Consider the following 20,350-nt stretch of genomic DNA (forward strand, 5'->3'; position numbering starts at 1 on the left):
GCAAAATGCGCCGGCCCCCCAAACGGGCCGGCGCATTGCTTTTGTGGTCTACGATCTACTGTCCGGCAGCTCAGCTCAGCGCAGCGGCACGGGCTGCGGTCGGCCAGCGGGCCGCATGCGGGCGCGCATGGCTGGGTGATCCGCGTAGATGCAGCGGGTGATCATGTATGATTCGACGCCTAGGGCGACGACGTACCACAAGAAGCGCGGGATCGAATCCTGCAGGAAGGTCATCGCGGCGAGATAACCGACGAAGGCTCCGCAGTAGGCGATCAGGCGGCGCGACATCAATTCGTCACCGCACAAGCGGGCCAGCGCGGCACTGCGGAAGAAGTTGATCGCGCCATAGGTGGCAAATGCGAGGAAGGCCATGAGCCCGACGAGGCCCTGCTCGGTGAGAAACTCCAGATAGAGACTGTGAGTCGCGCGGCCCTCTCCGCGGAAAATCAGCCCCGATTCCAGCGCGTCGTTTTGGTAGTGAACCTCGAAATTTCCCACGCCGACGCCAAACCAAGGGTTCTCGTTAAAGACGTTGTAGGCCACGGTCCAACTTGCCAGCCGGCCTTCGGTGCTGGTGTCCTGCGCCTCGCCCGCCGTGGCGGTGCTGACGATACTGGAGAACCGCTCGATCAATTCGTCGCTGGCAATCGCCCCGGCGAGAACCACAACGCCCGCGAGGATGAGGCAGGCGGCGAGCAATTGTCGGCGTGTAAAGCTGGTGGCCAGCACGATCAGCCCCGGCAAGAGACCGATCATCGACCCGCGCGACTGCGTGGCGAGCAATCCGGCGATCATCGCCGCGACCACAAGGGCCCAGAGCAGCATCGTCAGCGGGTTGCGCGCGTTGAGAAGCTGGAAGAGGCCGAGCGGCACGGTGAAGACGACGATCGCCGCAAAGAAATTTGCATCGAGCAGCATTCCCGAGAATCGGCCTGAGCCCTCGGTAAATCGTGAGAACCCGGAGAAACCCGTGGGAGAGTGACCGGCCACGAGCTGATAGAGGCCCAGCATGCAGATGATCCCAATGGGTATGGTCGCCGAGAGCGCCACTGTCTCAAAGCCACGCTTGTGGTTCATGAATGCCAGCGCGAGGATGGCCACCACGGCCTCCTTGATGAAGTCCAGCGACAGATCGACGCTTGTGCCCCAGCGCAGGGCGTATGTCGCGCTCAGCAGCTTGAAGGCGAACATGATGGCCAGAAAGATGATTGCGACCTGCGGCACATAGGGTTTGTCCCTGTAGATCGCGTAGCGCGCCGCGAGCAGGACAAAGAGACCCGGGGCGGTGATCTTGGCCAGCGAGGGCAGGCCGTGGAACTCGATCAAGTTGTCCGAAAGGTTGGATATGATCATCGCGATCAGCCCGGCCAACGCCATCATCGGATAGCGGATGCCGACGGCGAAGATCAGCAGCGCAATGGGCGCGATCATCAGCAGCGTCATCGACCGGCTGGCCAGCACGTAGGATAGGCCGAGCGCCATGACCCCGGCCCCGAGGACGGCAAAGGTGCCGCGCCAGTCAAAGCCTTTGCGCGGCGGCGGCAGCATCGTGTCGGTCATGGCTTTGCTCCGCTCGTCACTGCGCCGCCCCCAAGGGCAGGGCTGGGTCCTTCGTGCCGGACCCGGTTTGGGCATCTGCTGGCTGAAACCTGGGCAAGCAGAGCGTAGGGGATGAACCGGGCCACCGCCCGGGATCGACCTTCTGCGCCGGGCTGCACGTGGCAGTTACCAACATGTGCAGGACTCGAAGAAGCCTCGACGCCTCCGGGCAAGTGAGGGCCGCGCTGCGCCGAAACCTCGAAGCCCGCCGCAGGGGACCCAAAGTTGTCTTCGGCCTGAGTGCAGGCACATCGATTTGGCACACGATGAAGTTCACCGGCACAACGTTCAGACGGTTTGCGGAAAAGAGTGAAGGGCAGGGCAAGAACGGGAACGTCGACGTCGCCTGGCCGGTTGGGAACACGTGGCATGAATATCCTCGAAACCATGAGGAGCGGAAATGAATAAGTGCGGCCTGAAAAATGCATCGCGCAAGCGACCAGCGGCCAAATGTTAAGAATCGATTTCAGTCTACGGTCTGAAGCGCGCGCGGCAAAGGACTAAAGCGTCTTGCTAGGCGCGGTGCACAAGTTTCCCGCGTTAAGGGCGGGCGCGTGCTTTGGCACCCTTGTTTTTCCGCGGTGCGGCGCGGAATTGTTGCCGCAAGCGAGGGGCGATGCTAAAGTTCCTCATCAGACTAAGTGATTTCGCACTATTTCAATTTCTTTTTATACCGACGCCTTGCGGTGTCCATGGATTGGTTTTGACCATGAAACGCATCATTCTTGCACTTGTCGTATTCGGCGCAGTTCTCACGCCACTCCTTTATGCCATCAAACAGTCCCAGCCTGTGTTCGAAGCGCGATCTCTGGTCTCCTTCGCGTTGGGACGCGAGTATGTCTATGTTCCCGACCCCAGTCTTACGGACATCAAGGCGCCCAACGCCGGTGATTTCCAAGGGTTCGTGAACGCCGAGATGCTGCTGCTGGACAACCCCAAGCTGGTGCGTGAGGCGATCGAAACGGTGGGGCTTGATCGGGTTTATCCCGAGATGCCGAACACGGAGGCGGGTCTCGTCGGTGCGACGATCATGCTGGACGAAAGTATGATGATCGAGCTGATCACCGGATCCTATGTGGTGAAAGTGTCGGTCTTTCACACCGATCCCGTGATCGCTGCGGAACTGGTCAACGCGCTTATCGACGCCTTCTTCGACCATCGCCGCGAGATGTACACCGAGCGCGAACTGGTCACCATCACCGCACGTCTCGAGAAAGCGCAACAGGAGGCTGAGGAAATCGACGGCGAGCTGACCGCGCTTCTGGGTGGTCCCGATGCAAGCGGTCTGGAAGTGCAGTATGAGAATGCGATCAATGATGAGGTGCAGCTCAAGACCGAACTGCGCGAGGCGCGGCTCGAACTGATCACATTGCGCCAGCGGCAAACGTCCTTCGAGAACCGGCTGGGCTTCGAGGCCGAGGCGGTCGAGGCGCAGACGCAAGTGCAGGAGGCCGAAAGCCGCATCGCGTACCTTGAGGGCGAACTGACCGGAACGCAGACGCAGGTGTCGGATCTGTCGCAGGTGCTGCCGCGGGCGCGGCTGCTGCAGACGCGGCAGTCTGCTCAGCTGGATCGGATTGCCGAACTCGACCTGCGCTTGCGCGATGCCCGCGCCGTCGAGGTCTCGGGCTTCGACAACGTGCGGGTGATCGAAGAGGGCACGCCGCCGATCAACCCGGTGAACATGTCGCGGCGCACGCAGTTCGCGATTGCCATCGTGGTTGCCGCGATTGCTGGCTTTGCTGCCTATATGATCGCGATGCTGCTGGGCGCGCGTCCGAAACAAAGACGCGACGAAGAAGAGCATCAGGTGCACAGCGTCACCGTGATGAAGCAGTCGCCCCGTGGTGACGATCGACCGGCGCATCTGGCGCGTTGATCCCGTCGCGCGCGGCCCTTGCCGCCGCGCGCCTCCGAGTTCACTTACGGACGGACAAAAACCATGAAGGCTGCGAAGATTGACCTTCCCACGCCGGCTCTGGCCCTTGAAGGCCCGGAGCCGCTGCGTCTGGGGTACCTGATCGATACACTTGTCACTGGCGGAGCGGAACGCCTCGTGCTCACCTTTGCCGAAACCATCCGCACCCGCAGGGACGTGGCGCTGACGGTGTTCGTGCTGAGCGATCTGCGGACCCCGTTCTACGAAAAACTGCGCGCGCTCGGTACCGATGTGGTGATGCTGCCCGGGCGCAACCTTGCGGACCTTGGACGCTTCCGGCGACTGGTAGCTGCGCTGCGCGAACACCGAATCGAGTATCTGCACGCGCATCTTGCGTCCTCCAGCACGCTGGGTGCCTACGCCTCGAGGCTGCTGGGGATTCCCTTTGTGACGACAATCCACAACGTCAAACCCTCGGTTCGCCGCATCCGTGCCGGGCGGCGTTTGCTGCAGGGGGCGGCGATGCGCTTGCCGGGGGTGAACAAAATTGCCGTCGGCGAGGCGGTGGCGCAGGCCGCGGGGAAGGAGATTGGCCGCTCGGGCTGCCGGGTTGTGCCCAATGCCGTTGCCGACAGCGTGGTTGCGCCTTTTGGCGCGCGGACGCGCTTGCGCCGCGAGCTTGGACTGGCCGAAGATCAGATCGCGTTGGTCTGTGTCGGCGCGCTCATCGGACAAAAGGCGCATGAGTTGCTGCTCGATGCCTTTGCGTCGGTGCGTGAGACCGCGCCGAACACCGTGCTGCTCTTGGTCGGGGATGCGCGCGATACGCAGCGCCACGCGGCTCTGTTGGCGCAGGCCGATCAGCTTGGCCTGACCGATGCGCTGAGGTTCCTCGGCATGCGCAGCGACATTCCCGAGGTGCTGGCCGCGAGCGACATCTTCGTCAGTTCCTCGCATTGGGAAGGGGCGCCTGTGTCCTTGCTCGAAGCGATGGCCAACGGGTTGCCGCCGGTGGTGACTGATGTGGGAGAGAACGCGCTGGTGCTGGAAGGCACCGGGTCCATCCTCGTGCGGCCGCGCGATCCCGAGGCGCTGGCGCGTGGGATGCTCGAAATGATCGCGGCGCCCGACCTGCGTAGAGCGACCGCCGAGGCTGTGCGTGAGCGGGCGCTGGGGCGCTACGGGACGGTCACATGGGTTGAGCGGCTGCTGGCGATCTACGCCGAGACCGGGCGGCGCCGCGACTGGCATCACCCGCGCGCAGACGTGCCTGTGCCGCCGCTTCAGATGCGGCGATTGCCACAGTGAGGGGCGCTCGCGCCACGTGGGGTTGGCGCACGGCGGCGGCGCGGCCATAAAACCTTGACGCCCCTTTGGGGCGCTGCGTATCGTCTAAGAATAGTTGAGAACCGTGGGCTCATCCTGTTTTCGTCGCGAGCCCGAATTTGTAGATTTTCGTCCCAAAGCTTCAGGGGGACTCTGTGTCAGTCATCACGCCACTTCCGGCATGTTTGCCAACGGATTTCGTCCGCTCGCTCGGGAATGGCAGATGCCGCTGAACATATCGGAAAGGAGGCTACGCTTGAGGCGCGATCCCGGCTCTGCCGACAGATCGCGGCATGCGCCCATGGACAGGCAGGCTGAAGAAACGCCGCGGCGCGACCGCAGCTATGTCCGGCTGGCGATATTGACGACGTCCTGTGCACTGACCGCAATTTTTTACGCTTGGCTTATTACATTCTTCGTCGGGTTCAGCCTTGGGGCTATGGCCTGGATTGGCATTGCATTTTTTGGCGCTCTGGCCGGGTTCATTCTGTCGATCATGCTTTGATCACAACACCCGGTTCAACCTGTGGGCTGGCGCTCCGATCCTAGGTGTACCTCTGCCGCCTTCGCGACGGCTGGCCAATCCGGCAACGCAGTAGGAGATGCTGCCGTGTCGACCCAATACTTTCCGGTGAAGGCCAAATTGGCCTCACTCATTGCGCTGTTTCCGCGCGCCGTCTGTCCGACCGGCGAACCGAAATCCGACGCCTCGTATTTATAACTGATTGATTTTTATTTTGAAAAGGAAGCATCATGTTGAAGCGCAATTACAACAGCCGCAAACGCATCCTCGTCACCGGGGGCGCGGGATTCCTTGGCTCTCACCTGTGCGACCGTCTTCTGGAGGCGGGTGCCGAGGTGCTTTGCGTCGACAACCTGTTCACCGGCACCAAGCGCAATATCGAGCATCTGCTCGGCAATCCGCGCTTTGAGTTTCTGCGCCATGACGTCACCATCCCGCTCTATGTCGAAGTGGACGAGATCTACAATCTCGCCTGCCCGGCGTCGCCGATCCACTATCAGCATGACCCCGTGCAGACGACCAAGACCTCGGTGCATGGCGCGATCAACATGCTGGGTCTGGCGAGGCGGCTGAAATGTCCGATCCTGCAGGCGTCCACCTCCGAGGTCTATGGCGATGCGCTGGTCTCGCCGCAGGCCGAAGGTTACTGGGGCAACGTGAATCCGATCGGCGTGCGCTCGTGCTACGACGAGGGCAAGCGCTGCGCCGAGACGCTGTTCTTCGATTATCACCGCCAGCACGGTCTGCCGATCAAGGTGGTCCGCATCTTCAATACCTACGGGCCGCGCATGCACCCGCAGGATGGCCGCGTGGTGTCGAACTTCATCCGTCAGGCGCTTTACGACGAAGACATCACCATCTACGGCGACGGCAGCCAGACTCGCTCGTTCTGCTATATGGACGAACTGATCGACGGGATGATCCGCATGATGGGAACCCCGGATGGGTTCACCGGGCCGGTCAATCTGGGCAACCCGCAAGAATGCACCGTGAAGCAGCTGGCCGAGATGATCGTGGCGCAGACAGGCTCGCGCTCGCAGCTGGTGTCGCGCGAGTTGCCCAGCGACGATCCGGTGCAGCGCCGGCCTGATATCAGCCTCGCGCAAGAGCACCTTGGCTGGACCCCCGGCGTCGAACTGTCGGAAGGGATCGCCAAGACGATCGCCTATTTCGAGGACCTGCTGAACAAGCCCGCGCGGCAGATGCAGACCACCTCGTGAGGTGACTGCGCCCGAACAGTCGAAAGGCAGGACCCGGACGCTGTGGTGCCCGGGTCATCCCCCTTGTTAGGATACGTACTATGGCACCCTCGGTGCGCGTGGCCGGCCTTCTGAGGCTGGCAGGGTTGATCTCCGGCGGCCTCATCGCCGGCTGGTTCTTGATGGTTGATGAGGCGGTGTCACAGACATCGCCGCCAGTTGCGGCGTCGGAGGCGGTCGGCTTCGGCGCTGAAGCCAGCGGCGGGGCAGGGGGGCGCAGCGTTGCCGTGACCACGCTCGCCGACGACGGGCCCGGCAGTCTGCGTGCAGCTGTGGAGGCTGCGGACGGGCCGCGGCTTGTCCGGTTCGACGTGGGCGGGACGATTCCGCTGACGCATCAGATCGAGATCGGCCCGGACATCACCGTGGATGCCAGCACCGCACCCGCGCCGGTGACATTGACCGGAGGCCGCCTGCGGGTGGTGGGCAGCAACGTGGTTTTGCGCGGGCTGCGCGTGCGCCCCGGTGACGGGCCCGGCGACGGCGGCGAGAACCGGGACGGCATTTCCATCGGCAACGGCAAGAAGCTGATCCGCAACGTGCTGATCGACGGCAATTCGATCAGCTGGTCGGTGGACGAGGGGCTGGCGGTCTGGGGCAACGTGTCGGATGTCACCATCTCGAACAACATCATAGCCGAGGCTCTGGACCATTCGATCCACCCCAAGGGCCGGCACAGCATGGGTCTGCTGATCGGCGGCGGCGCGGCGCGGCGGATCACCATGGTGGGCAACCTCTTGGCGCACAATCGGCACCGGAACCCCAACATCAAGGACCAGAGCCGCAGCATCGAATGGGTGAACAACCTTGTCTACAATTGGGGGCCGAGCGGGTTTCAGGGCACCAGCTCGGAAATCCATATTCTTGGCAACGTCTACGTGCCCGGTCCCAACAGCGTCGACCGCCCGCCGCTGCACCTTCAGGATGGCGAGTTGACGGGCGCGCCCTTCTATCTGCAGGACAACGTGGGCACCTTGCGTGAGGATGCGGTGGTAACATTGTCGGACGGCCCGGTCTTCCAGGGCAGCGGCGTGCCCGTGCTCCCCTCCGCGAAGGTCGAAGAGCGGGTTCTGTCGCGTGCCGGGGCACGCCAGCCGGAGCTTGATGCCGTTGATCGCCGGCTTGTTCAGGAGGTTCGAGACCGGACCGGCTATATCATCGATTCGCCGGATCTGGTGATCGGAGGCCGTAAGCCAAAGCCTGCAAAAGATCCCGGAAAATCGGATGCTGGCGCAGAAAACTGCACAGATCAGGATTGCACTGAGGGGACGGTGGAACCCACGAGCGCAGAAAATGGAGGGTGAGGCCTAGGTTCTCTTTCGGGCTGCACAGCCCACGGGCGGGCTGCACAGCCCACGGGCAAGTGCGGCGCGCAGAGGGCCGAACCATGGCAGTTTTCACGAACTTGCATGCCCTGTTTCAAAAAACAGCTTTTCACTCTCCGACCGAAAAGTTACTATTTTTTAGCTATCATAAGCATTGATTACGTTTGAATTCTTGTCGCTCCGCCGTATTTCAGGAGCATGTTCCGGCCATTTTTCGGCCACCATCCGGCGCTTTGCCGGCTCATATTTTGACCGCCGTGTGCTCGCACGGCTCGTATTATGCGTACTTTTGGCTGGGGCTTAGCCCTTTCGCCGTTTAAGTCTGCCGAGGATATTCATGATGGATTTTTCTACCAATAGTGAGATCGAAAAGCCGAAGAGTTTCCAGCCTCTAGACGACACCACTGCCCGCCTCAAAGCCTTCACATCCACTCAATACCGCGCCGATCAGGGGACATCGGCGGCGCGCACTGCTGAACTCACCGGTGAGGCAGGCGTGCTCTCTCCCGCGCCCGGTCGCACTGCGATCTGGCCGCGCTTCTCGGTTGGCTTTCAGCCGCGGTCGCGCACGTTCTACCGCGCCTACAACTTCGCCATTTCGATGGCGCTGTTTGTGATGGTGCTGCCGCTCTTTTTGGTGATCACCGGCCTTGTGGCGCTCACACAGGGGGCACCGATCTTCTACCGCGGCCCGCGCATTGGCGAAAATGGCGAGCTGTTCGACGTTCTGAAATTCCGTACCCTCGACAGTGCAAAGGCAGCGCAGCTGACCAAGGACAAGGTTCTGCCCAAGGGCTCCGGGCTCGAAACCCCGATGGGGCTCTTCCTGCGCGAAACCCGGCTCGACGAGATTCCGCAGTTGCTCAACGTCATCAAGGGCGACATGAACATGTGCGGCCCGCGTCCGGTCCGCCCCGAAATCGCTGCGCAATACGCCTCGGAGATCCCGGACTACGAGCGCCGCTTCCGCGTCAAGCCGGGCATGATCGGGCCTGCGCAGGCGTTCATGAGCCACGGCACCTCAAAGGCGATCCGCTCGCGGCTGAACAACAAGCTGTGCCGCACCGAAGTGTCCTATCTTGGCGAGATTTCCCTCGTGTTCATCGTCGGCGTCTGCGTCTTGGCGCGCACCGGATCGCGGATCCTGTCGCGGGTGTTCCGCGGCAAAGCCGAACGTGTCGAGGCGGTACGCGCCCGGGAATATGACATCCGTTTCGTGTCTGATGACGGCGCTGCGCGCGCAGTGTTCTGGGTGGACGAAGAACAACTGATCCTCGAGCAGGGCAATGTGCTCAACGTGCCGGTGACCGGGCGGCTGGTGATGAACCTGCCCGATGGCCAGACCCGAAGCGCCGCGGTTGACTTGAGTTCCGTTCAGGCCACGGCGCCGAACGGGCGGGTTCAGGTCGCCTATAGCGCCAAGAGCGATTTCAGCGCGCATATCCTGAGCCGATATCTGTTTCAGGCCGTCGTGGTTCCGCATCGCTCGGAGTTCCTTTCGGCCCGGCTGCGCCGCGCCCTGTCGCGCAGCACCTGAAATGTTTTGGCGAGTGCGCCCGGTGCGCGCTCGCCCCGTTCTAAAGGCCGCACCGGACCAGCGGTGCGCGAAGACCAAGAGACCAGCGAAGATCTAGCTGCGGGATTCATTTCAATCACCGCTGACCCGACAAGACCGAACAAAAAAGTACTTTTAGCAAATCCTTTTTTCCCTCTCCTCAGAGGACATACAGATGCCCGAGGATATCACATTTGGCGTCGCCGACCTCAGCGGCGAACTTAATGAGAACCCGACTGCGCTGGGTTTCAGCGAGACCGGAAACCCTGTGCTCTTCGTTGCGCAGCAGGATGGCACGATCTACCGCTACGAGATCGAGCGCCAAGCCGACGGATCGGATGCGGACAGCACCGCTGATTTTGTGGTGACCTCGGCCATCGCGATCGATGTGATCCCGGACGAGACGCAGAACTTCAACGACGACGGTGCGACCAACTCGACCAGCGAACGGCAGATGACCGGGCTGCTGGCGACCACCGACGCGGACGGAAACGACGTGCTCTACGTCACCTCCTCGGACTGGCGGATCGCGGTCGGGGATGACAGCGGCCTCGACACCAACTCCAGCCAGATCCATCGGATCGTGCTGGATGCGGACTCTGGCGAAGTGTTGTCGAACGTGGCCATCGTGCGCGGACTGCCGCGGTCCGAGGAAAACCACTCGGTGAACGGGCTCGACCTATCCACAGACCCGGCGACGGGCGACACCTACCTGTGGGTGACGGTCGGCGGCAACACCAACAAGGGCGCGCCGGGCAACAACTTTGCCGGCACGGTGGACTTCGCCCTCTCGGCGTCGGTGATCAAGATCAACCTCACCGAGCTGGAATCCTATGACATCCGCACCGATGCCAACGGCAATCTGTTCATTCTCGATCTGCCCACGCTCGACGATCCGTCGCGCGACAACGTCGATCTGAGCACGCTGGACATCGAGAACCTCGCGCTCGATCCCAACTTCACCCTCGACGACAACGGCAGCATCGACGGCGTGCTGCAGCCCGACTGGGCCGGGGGCAACAACGGCCTGAACATGGCCAAGATCAGCGACTATGTTCTGGTCAGCGAAGATGGCCAGCTGAAGCTGGTCGACAACCCGATGGCGGTGCATTCGCCGGGCTTCCGCAACCCCTACGACGTGCTGGTGACCGAAGACGGCCAGGTCTACACTTGGGACAACGGGCCGAACGGCGGCTGGGGCGGTCAGGCGCTGTCCTATTCCGACGGCTCGGTCGTGAACGACTGGACCTCGGAGTTCGCCACCAACGAGTTCAACGAAGCAGGCTCCAGCGGTTTTGGCGACCAGCTTCATTACCTTGGCGAGATCACCGACGAATATGGTCCCTACGGCGGCCACACCAACGTTATACGGGCCGCGGCAGAGGCCCTGTCGCTCGCCTTCGACAGCGATGGAACCTACGCCGGCTCAAGCTCGGGCGATCCGATCATCGCCTATGGCGAGGTGCTCTTTGCCAATGAGGCTGAGGCGCGGGATTTCCTGTCGCAACTGCTGATCATCTACGAAGAGCAGGGCGACGGAAACTGGGTGGATGTGACCGGCGACACGGGGCTGCCGGCTGATTTCTTCGACGTGGTGTCGGGCTACGACTGGGCGCACCCCGGCGGTTCGATCGCCAACGTGCTGGCGCATTTCGACGGCACCTCGGTGATGGACGGCACGGCCTATTCGCCCGAGTCCGAACTGCTGGACGAGGATGAAGACGGCTCGATTCTGGTCACGCCCGAGTCGACCAACGGCATGGCCGAATACACCGCGACGTTCTTCGACGGCCAACTGGCCGGAACGATCATTGGTGCCAGCTTTGACGAGACGCTCTACTTCGTTCAGCCCGCAGACACCGATGGCGATGGCCGGGTGGATTCCGCGTCGATCGTCTACACGCTCAGCGATTTTGGCTCCACGCCGCTGGCGGTGACGACGCTCGGTGATGATGGGCTGGGCACCTTCATCGACAATGACGGCGACGGAATCGACGATTTTGCCGGTCTGGTCGTCAGCGCGGTCTATGGCGCCAACAACGTGGTAATGTTCGTGCCCGGGGGCGAGCCGCTGGATCCCAGCGATGACCTCGATCTCGACGGCGTTGACAACATCCTCGACAGTCACGTCGGCGATCCGACCGACGGCAAAGGGGTCGTGGTGGGGCCGAACGCCACGGCGCGGTGGGATTTCGAACTCAACAATCCCGCGTCGACGCCGCTGGGCGCAGTGCCCGACGGTGACAGCATCGCCGGCGGTATCGGCATCAACGCGGTGTGGCGCAATAACGTGCTGCCGGGGCTCGATAACGGCGGAGACCCGACGCAGGGGCTGTTCAATGGCGGCGTGTTCAACGTGGGTGGCGCGTCCAGCTTCGTGTCGATCGACGAGGCCTTTGCCGGCAGCGCCGAAGGCACGGCGGACAGCCAGCAGGACGTGCTTGGCATCGGCTTCATGTCCGCCGGGGCGACCGAGCTGACGATCACCACCGAGATGGTCAACATCTTCACCTACTCGCTCAACACCGATGCCCCGGCCAAGACGTGGGACGGGGGCGAGAAGGTCGGCCTGATGGTCGGGCCGGGCGATCAGGACAATTTCGCCGAGGCCACCATCGCCGTCATCAATGACGGCGGCACGATCAAATACGGCGTGCAGCTTCTGGTCGAGGAGAACGACAGCTACCTCACCAGCTTCGTCGAGATCGCCGGGATCGAGAACCCGGACATCCTCGGGGTCGGCGATCCCAACTTCCAAGTGGCGATCGATCTCGACATGAGCGCGGGCACCGCCAGCGCGCGCGCGCGCTACGTCAACGACGGCGCCTACACCAGCTGGGTCTCGACTGCCGCTCTGGCACTGCCCGCGGCGGTGAGCGAGGCGGTCGTCGGCGCGTACGACAACATCGGCAGCACCACCGGCGCGGTGGTCGGCATGGTGGCCTCGACCGACGTGGGCGATGACAGCTTCGCCGCCTCGTGGGACTGGATCGAGGTGACCAACGCCTCGGACGGAGAGGTGGTGCACCGCTGGGTGGGTGGCAACACCGATGTCGCCGCCACCGACGGCGGCATGGACTGGACCAATGACACCTCTGCGTTGGTGGCTGGCTCGACCACGGTCTCGTCTTTCAACATCAGCGATCTCGACGCCTCGGTGCCCGGCGGCACGCCCGTCGGGCTCTACGCGCAGGAACGCTGGGCACAGCCGACCGGCGCGGGCATGCAGTATGAATTCGCCGTTGATCCGGGAACCTATGCCATCCGGCTCTATATGGGCGATGGCTATGGCGGCACCACGCAGGTGGGCGACCGGGTGTTCGATGTGTCGATCGAAGGGGCGCTGTTCCTTGACGATTTCGATCTGGTCGAGACCTTCGGCAACGCCGTGGGTGGCATGGTGCAATGGACCGGGATGATCGACGACGGCATCGCCGACATCGACTTTGCCCATGTGGTCGAGAACCCGTTGATCAACGCCATCGAGATCATCGCCATCGACGGCGCCGCAGCGGGCCCGGCGATCTCGGTCGCGGATGCCACCGTGGCCGAGGATGAAGGCTCGGTGACCGTGGCCATCTCGGCCAGCAACTACGTGCCTACGGGCAGCCAAGTGTTCGTGCAGTTCGAGGTCCGCCCGCTCACCGCCACGGCGGCAAGCGACTACAGCGTCGCGGATGCCACGTTCAACGCGAGCACCGGAATCTACACCGGCACGCGCGAGATCGCGGGTGGCTCGGCCGATGCCAGCGTGACCATCGACATCCTCGATGACGCGCTGGGGGAGGCCGCCGAAACCTTTGAGGTGGTGATCACCGCCGTGGCCGGGGCCAATGCGACCATCGGGGAGGACACAGCAATGGTGACGATCACGGACGACGACGGCGGCGCGAGCGGCGGCGGTGCGGTGACGCTCGGCATCACCGAGAACGTCAACAACGTGCAGCGGTCGAACTACGACAGCGGATCTTTCGTGCTGACCAACGTCGGCGACAAAGTGGTGACCAAGGTCGAGATCGACGTGACCAACGCGATCCTCACCGACGCGGTGTTCGATCCCTTCGGCGTTGCCGGCGATACGGTCGCCAAGGCGCTGACCATCAACTCCTCGGGTGGCACAGGGGTAGAGTCGCCCAACAACGATGAGAACGACCCCAACAACGAGACCTACGTCGGCGCGGGCGGCACCGCCGGTTACGAAGGCATCGTGCTGACCTTCGACCCGTCGACGAACGGCGGGTTCCAGAGTGGCGAGAGCATGACCTTCTCGGTCGACATGGATCCCAATTCAGTGGCGGGGGCCAAGAAGTCGACGCTCGACGAAGGCACCGACCCAAGCTGGGACGTGGGCGGGGTGTCCGGGGCAGAGCTCATCGGGTCGAGCTTCACCGTCACCTATGCCGACGGCACCACCAGCACCGGCTATCTTCATGGCACCGACACGCAGGCTGGATCGAAAGGGCTGTCGTCGCAGGCCGCGCCGGGCACCACCGCCAGCCTGTCGGTCAACGGGCTGGGCGAGGGTGGCGTCGGTACCTATTCGGCGGATGATTTCAGCGTCATCGTCAATGGTGCGGCGGGCAGCGTGCTGCGCGTGGTGCTGATGAAGGGGATGATCCAGCCCACCACCAACGCCTTCACCACCGGCACCAGTTCTGAACAGACCTATGCGCCGATCCTCGATGCGCAGCTTGCGGCGCTGGCGGCCTCGGACTTTCCGGCCAACAATGCGGTCGAGGTGCAGACGGTGGATGTCACGCTCACGGGCGGGGCGCAGGATATCTCGTCGCTGTTCGATCTTTCAGGGGTCGATGGTTATGACTTCAGCGGCGAAGACCAGCTGCCGCTTGGCATCGTCGCCTCGGTGATCGACCCCGGCAATGACGATCTGCCGCTCGGGCCGACGACGGACGCGATCTATCTGTCCTATGACGCCAACAGCGACTCCGGTGGCGGCACCGGAGGGGGCGGTGGCACGCCCGTGGGTGATCCCTTCCGTGTCGAGGCCGAGGACATGACGCTCGTGCAGGGCTTTGCCGCGCAGAGCAACGGCCATGCCTCGGGCGACGTGCTGATCCAAGCCACCGATCCCGGCACCCAGATCGCCAGTTACACCTACTCGCAAAGCGCAGGGACCTTCGACATCACGCTGGGCTACTACGATGAATCCGACGGTCAGTCGTCGCTCGACGTGATCCTCAACGGCACGGTGATCGACAGTTTCGTCTGGGATGCCGACGCCGGGGATGCGACGGTGAATTCCTCCTCCTTCGCCGAGCACACGATTGCGGGCATCGCGCTGACGTCCGGCGACGTGCTGCAACTGTCCGGCGTCTCGGACGGTGGCGAACCGCTGCGTATCGACTATGCCGATTTCACACCGGTCGAGGGCGGTGACACCGGCGGTGGCGATACCGGCGGTGGCGGCACGGGCGGTGGCGACACGGGCGGCGGAGATACCGGGGGCGGTGGCACGCCCACGGGCGATCCGTTCCGCGTCGAGGCCGAAGACATTACGCTGGTGCAGGGGTTCGTGGCCAATAGCAACGGCCATGCCTCGGGCGATATGCTGATCCAGGCCAGCGATCCCGGCACGCAGATCGCAAGCTACACCTTCTCGCAAGGCACGGGCAGCTTCGATATCACGCTGGGCTACTACGATGAATCCGACGGTCAGTCGTCGCTCGACGTGATCCTCAACGGCACGGTGATCGACAGCTTCGTCTGGGATGCGGATGCCGGGGATGCGACGGTCAACTCATCGTCTTTCGCCGAGCACACGATCTCGGGCGTCGCGCTGACGTCCGGCGACGTGCTGGAACTGTCCGGCGTGTCGGACGGCGGCGAGCCGCTGCGCATCGACTACATCGACTTCACGCCGCTCGATGGCGGATCTACGGGCGGTGGCTCTTCCGGTGGCGGCTCCGGCAGCACACCGCCGAGCGATCCCGTGCGGGTCGAAGCCGAGACCTTCTCGCTCGATCAGGGGTTCTTTGTTCAGGCCAACAACCACGCCTCCGGCGACCTGATGCTCCAGGCTGGGAACTCTGGCACGCAGAGCGCCAGCTTTACCTTCGACGATGCCACCGGCAGCTATGATCTCGCGCTTGGCCACTTCGATGAATCCGACGGCCAGTCGAGCCTCGATATTCTCGTCAACGGCGTACTGGTCGACAGCTTCGTCTGGAACCTCGACGCCGGTGACGCGACGGTGAACAAGAGTTCCTTTGCCGAGCATATGACCACCGGTGTCGCGCTGCAGGCGGGCGACGTGATCACGTTGACCGGTGTCTCGGACGGCGATGAGCCGCTCAGAATTGATTATCTCGAATATGTATATGTGGATGAGGTCATTGGTTGAAATGAAGGATTTTAGCACGGCCCGACCCGGAGCGTTGCGGGGGTTGATGGTCATTCGTGGCAGCTTTTCGCACATCAACGCGCAGCTCGAACAGGCGATGCGCCGGGTCCGCCCGGAGATTGAGTTCGAGGTCTTTGATGTGGGCAAGGAGTTCAAGGAGGACATGCTGGGCCAGCTGCGCTGCCTGCTGGGCGTGCAGCGCGAATACGGCCTGTCGAGCTGGGGCTCGAAGGACATGCTGCGCTACCGGCTGGCGCGGTCGCAGGCCTACTATCGCGCGGTCAGCGGCATGATCCGCGACCGCTATCACCCGATGGAGTTCGATTTCACCCTGCAGACCCAGTCGCTGTTCAACGCGGCGCTGCCGGGCATCCCGAACTTTGTCTACACCGATCACGTGGCGCGGGCGGGGATGTCGGCTTTGCAGGGCCAGTTCGGCGCCCCGAGCGGCGGCTGGTTCGACTGCGAGCGCCAGATCTACACGCAAGCCGAGCAGGTTTTCACCTTCGGGCCAAAAATCCGCCGCCTGCTGATCCAGCACTACGGCATCACGCCCGACCACGCGACGGCGATCGGGGCGGGCGCGTCGGTCCTGCCCAAACGTCCGGTGGAACTGACGGTCGAGCGCTTTGCCCGCCGTCGCATTCTCTTCGTCGGCGTCGATTGGGAGCGCAAGGGCGGACCGGAGCTGGTCGACGCCTTCAGACTGCTGCGTCAACGTTTGCCGGACGCGACGCTGACCATCATCGGCTGCAGCCCCGACGTTGCCGGCGATGGCATCGAGGTTCTGGGGCGGCTGCCGCTCGAACAGGTGTCCGAGCATTTTCACGATGCCTCGTGTTTTTGCATGCCGTCGCGGCTCGAACCCTTCGGCGTGGTGTTCGTCGAGGCCATGCAGTTCGGCCTGCCGGTGGTGTCCACCGACGTCGGCGACATCGGCTCGATCGTGGTCGAGGGCGAAACCGGCCACGTGGTGCCGAGCGGCGATGCCGCGGCGCTGTCGGAGGCGCTGTTCCAGACCCTCGCCATCCCCGAGCGCTGCCAGCGCCTCGGCGTGGCGGCAAAGGAGCGCGCGGCCCAGTTTACATGGGATGCCGTGGCCCGGCGCATCGCCGCGCACTTCCCGGGCGAGCCCTCGTTCCCGCGGGCCGAACTGGAGGTGACGTGGTGAGCAAGCGCATCCTCTATGTGATCGACAGCCTGAAGATCGGCGGCGCCGAGATGCTGCTGCTGGGGCTTCTGGATGCGGTGCGGGCGCGCGGCGGCGAGGCGCATGTGGCCTATTTCTCTCCCGGCCCGCTGGAGGCGCGGGTGGCCGAGCGGGGCGTTGCCATGACCCGGCTCAGCCAGAAGGGCGTGCGCGATCCGCGCGCGTTGACGCGGTGCATGAAGCTGATCCGCGACTGGCAGCCCGATCTCGTCCACAGCCACCTCATCAAGAGCGACCTGATCGGCCAGATGGCCGCGCGGCTGTCGGGGGTGCCCCGGATCATCACCCTGCACAACACAGACCCATGGCGCGAGAACAAGGCCAAGAGCCTTGTCTATCGCGCGGCTACCGCCGGGGCCGACGCCTGCATCGGCGTGTCCGAACGGGTGTCCGCGCACGTCGCCCGTACGGGAGGCTTTCGCGCCGACGGCATCCAGACCATCGCCAACGGCATCGACCTCGATCATTTCGACCCCGCGCGCGTGCAGCCGCTTGACCTGTCGCCATGGGGCGTCGCCCCCGGCGCGCCCGTGGTCGCCGTGGTCGGCAGCCTGACCGCGCAGAAGGATCACGAGAACTTTCTGCGCAGCGCCGCCAGCCTCGCGCAGCGGGTGCCCGAGGCGGTGTTTCTCGTCGTTGGCGAGGGGCCGCTGGGTGCTCAGATCGAGGCGCAGGCGCGGAGCCTTGGATTGGGCCCCGAGCGGCTGATCCTCACCGGCGCGATCTCGCAGATGCGCGAGCTTCTGGCCGCGCTCGACGTGCTGGTGATCTCTTCGGCATGGGAGGGGCTGCCGATGGTGCTGCTGGAAGGGATGGCGATGCAATGCGCCATCGCCTCCACCTCGGTCGGCGGTATCCCCGACGTTCTGCACGATGGCAGCACCGGCCGGCTCGTCCCGCCTCGGGCCCCCGAGGCGCTGGCCAGCGCGGTCGAGCAGCTTTTGACCAATCGTCCCGCCGCCGCAGCCTTTGGTGAGGCAGCGCGCAGCACCGTCGCCGAACGTTTCAGCGCCGCGATCATGCGCGAGCGCATCTTCGCCCTTTACGACACCACACACCGGCCGCGCCGCAAAGCCGGCCGCCAGACGGGCCAACCCCGTCTGGACAGTTCCAACTGAGGAGTAGCGATAATGGCATTTTTCCTTCGCCACCTGACCGCCGGTCTGGCATCGGCCCTGATCCTTGCGGCCGCGATGTTCGCCAGTGGACCCGCCGCCGCCGAGACCGGGGACTACAAGGTGGATATCGGCGATCGTCTGACGATCTCGGTCTATGGCAAGCCCGAGATGTCGGGCACCTTTCAAGTGCGCGCGGATGGCAATGTCGCGCTGCACCTTCTTGGCCCGGTCACCGTTGCCGGGCTGACCATGCGCGAGATCGAAGAGCGGATCGAAACCGAGGCGCGCGAGCGTTTCCAGAGCCGAGAGTCGGTGCTGGTGGACATGCAGGAATACCGCGATGTCTTTGTGTTGGGCGCCGTCGATACACCGGGCGCCTATGAATATCGCCCTGGGCTGACCGTGATGAAGGCGGTGGCGATGGCCGGTGGCTTCGAGCGGATACAGGAAGAAATGAACGACGACCGCGAAATTCGCAGGGCGCGCGCCACCGTCGCCGAGGCCAAGAGCCGCCTCAATTTCGCTCAGAGCGAGCGCGACGCGCTGGCCCGCGAACTGGCGCGGCTCGACGGGGCGGCGCCGGAGGCGGCGGTGCAGGGCGGTTCGCTCGACGAGGATCAAGAGCATCTGGTCGGCCTGCGGCGCTCGCTGATGGAAGACCTGATGTCAGGCGCCACGCTGCGCAGTTCGCTGGCCGATGAAGAGGCCGGAATGCTGGACCAGCGCCGCGAGTTGATCCTCGACCGTCTTGAGGCCACGCAGGAACAGCTGGAAGGCATGCAGGAGCTCGAGTCACGTGGCCTGGCGCGCAAGGAACAGACGCTGGGGCTGAAGATCGATCTCAGCGAGTACAACGCCGACCTGCTGGAGATCGCCGCCTTCGTCTCGCGCGCCAAGCAGACCCGCGCCAATGCCGAGAGCGATATTCAGGAGGCGCAGACCGAGTATCGGCTGAAGCTGCTTCAGGACAAGCTTGAGGCGGATCAGCGCGTCGCGCTGGAGCAGACCGATCTGGAGATGGCGCTGGATTACCTGCGCCGCGCCAGCCCGGCGGCCGCGGCCGATCTCGGCACGGCGGTCGAGACCGTCTACGAGGTCTACCGCGGCGGATCTGACACCGCCGAGCGCGTCAGCCCCACCGCCACGCTCAACCCCGAAGACGTGCTGCAGATCAGCTTCGAGCCGGTGCTCAACAACGGCTGAAACGCGCGATGACGGTGGAACCGGCGTGGCTCAGGCCGCGCCGGTTTGCTCTTCGGCTTCGGCCTCGGCGACCGCCAGGTCTGCCATCTTCAGCACCGCCTCGCGGCTGCTGGCCACGGCGATGAAACGCCCGTTGTGACAGAACTTCGCGCCCGGCACGCCGCTGGCCTCTTCCAACGCGGCATCGGTCAGCCCGGCCCATGCGGCGGGCAGATCGGCGCGCTGCTCGAAGCCTTCGGAGTGCTTGCGGATGCCGCCGAGCGTCCAGTCCTCGCCGCGCGGGGTGACAACAAAGAGCAGATGATCCGCCCCGGCAGCGTCCACCGCCGAGCGGAACGGCATGCCCTGCGGCAGTTCCAGCACCCGGCTTTCGCCCGCCGCCTCGATGGCGGTCATCACTTGCGCTTCGGCGCGGCGCTTGGCGGCCTTGCGGCGGATCTGCGCCTCGACAAAGGCGCGGGCCATGTGCAGCGCATCGGCAAAGGCGATGTCATCGGCCTCGGGTGCGGTGTCGTCGAACACCGGCTTGAGGCTTTCGAGCAGCACCGGCAGTGTCAGCCCGGTCAGCATCGGCCCGGCCTCGGAGGGGCTGAGCGCACCGTTGTCCATCAGGTCGATGGGCAGCACGAAGCCGCGGTCGAAACTGCCGTGGATGCTGTCGATCTGGTCCTCGGGCACATCCAGCGCGCGCAGATAGTCGGCGCCAAAATGCTTCCAGATAAGGCCGAACGAGCTGTAGGGCTGCTCGTCCTCGCGCAGCGGCGCGTCCTTCTGGTGGTGGTCGAAGATGCGCTGATCGGCATCATAGTCGCGTCCGACGTCGTAGATGATCTTTCCCTCACCCGGCGTAATCCAGCCCGCATCGCGCGTGCGGACGATCTCGGCCTGCGGGTGCAGCCGGGTCAGAATGACCGAAGACAGCAGCTCGTCGGCGTGGAAACCGCCGGAGTGGGTGACAAGGTGGGTGATCTGCATTGTCGGGCCTCTGGGTC

Annotated in this window: 12 protein-coding genes; 10 read left to right on the forward strand and 2 right to left on the reverse strand. The window is 63.9% G+C overall.

Translation table 11 applies throughout. From position 1 onward, the window contains the following. Positions 1-75: 75 nt before the first annotated feature. A complete protein-coding gene (locus ACXAJT_RS07660; RefSeq protein ID WP_475234339.1) occupies positions 76-1,560 on the reverse strand; it encodes an O-antigen ligase family protein in 1,485 nt (494 codons plus the stop codon). A 748-nt stretch (positions 1,561-2,308) separates the two neighbouring features. Here ACXAJT_RS07660 and ACXAJT_RS07665 point away from each other — a divergent pair. The 10 genes from ACXAJT_RS07665 to ACXAJT_RS07710 all read left to right on the forward strand — a co-directional run bounded on the left by ACXAJT_RS07665 (position 2,309) and on the right by ACXAJT_RS07710 (position 19,358). Next, positions 2,309-3,478 carry a GumC domain-containing protein gene (locus tag ACXAJT_RS07665; RefSeq protein WP_475234340.1) on the forward strand — a complete coding sequence of 390 codons (1,170 nt, stop codon included), beginning with the start codon at positions 2,309-2,311 and terminating at the stop codon, positions 3,476-3,478. Between the two features lie 63 nt (positions 3,479-3,541). Then, a complete protein-coding gene (locus tag ACXAJT_RS07670) occupies positions 3,542-4,786 on the forward strand; it encodes a glycosyltransferase (protein WP_475234341.1) in 1,245 nt (414 codons plus the stop codon). Positions 4,787-5,060: 274 nt separating this feature from the next. Then, positions 5,061-5,309 (forward strand): hypothetical protein, encoded by a 249-nt coding sequence (locus ACXAJT_RS07675; RefSeq protein ID WP_475234342.1) that lies wholly within the window; start codon positions 5,061-5,063, stop codon positions 5,307-5,309. 248 nt (positions 5,310-5,557) lie between these two features. After that, the gene (locus ACXAJT_RS07680) at positions 5,558-6,547 is read left to right on the forward strand and encodes a UDP-glucuronic acid decarboxylase family protein (RefSeq protein ID WP_475234343.1); all 990 of its coding nucleotides are present in this window, start codon (positions 5,558-5,560) and stop codon (positions 6,545-6,547) included. Positions 6,548-6,627: 80 nt separating this feature from the next. Beyond that, entirely contained in the window at positions 6,628-7,890 is a 1,263-nt protein-coding gene (locus ACXAJT_RS07685) for a hypothetical protein (RefSeq protein WP_475234344.1), read from the forward strand. Between the two features lie 361 nt (positions 7,891-8,251). Further along, positions 8,252-9,448, forward strand: coding sequence for a sugar transferase (locus ACXAJT_RS07690; protein WP_475234345.1), 1,197 nt, complete (start codon positions 8,252-8,254; stop codon positions 9,446-9,448). Between the two features lie 193 nt (positions 9,449-9,641). Continuing rightward, complete coding sequence (locus ACXAJT_RS07695) at positions 9,642-15,827, forward strand: malectin domain-containing carbohydrate-binding protein (RefSeq protein ID WP_475234346.1); 6,186 nt, start codon at positions 9,642-9,644, stop codon at positions 15,825-15,827. A gap of 46 nt (positions 15,828-15,873) precedes the next feature. Beyond that, a complete protein-coding gene (locus ACXAJT_RS07700; RefSeq protein WP_475234347.1) occupies positions 15,874-16,998 on the forward strand; it encodes a glycosyltransferase family 4 protein in 1,125 nt (374 codons plus the stop codon). Then, a complete protein-coding gene (locus ACXAJT_RS07705) occupies positions 16,995-18,155 on the forward strand; it encodes a glycosyltransferase (protein WP_475234348.1) in 1,161 nt (386 codons plus the stop codon). The genes ACXAJT_RS07700 and ACXAJT_RS07705 overlap by 4 nt, the downstream gene beginning before the upstream one ends. Positions 18,156-18,167: 12 nt before the next feature. Then, positions 18,168-19,358 carry a polysaccharide biosynthesis/export family protein gene (locus ACXAJT_RS07710; protein ID WP_475234349.1) on the forward strand — a complete coding sequence of 397 codons (1,191 nt, stop codon included), beginning with the start codon at positions 18,168-18,170 and terminating at the stop codon, positions 19,356-19,358. Between the two features lie 30 nt (positions 19,359-19,388). Here ACXAJT_RS07710 and ACXAJT_RS07715 read toward each other — a convergent pair whose 3' ends face one another. Next, on the reverse strand, positions 19,389-20,333 hold the full coding sequence (locus ACXAJT_RS07715; protein WP_475234350.1) for an MYG1 family protein: 945 nt from the start codon (positions 20,331-20,333) through the stop codon (positions 19,389-19,391). Positions 20,334-20,350: the final 17 nt, after the last annotated feature.

Source organism: Salipiger sp. ABF4_146 (assembly GCF_056161345.1).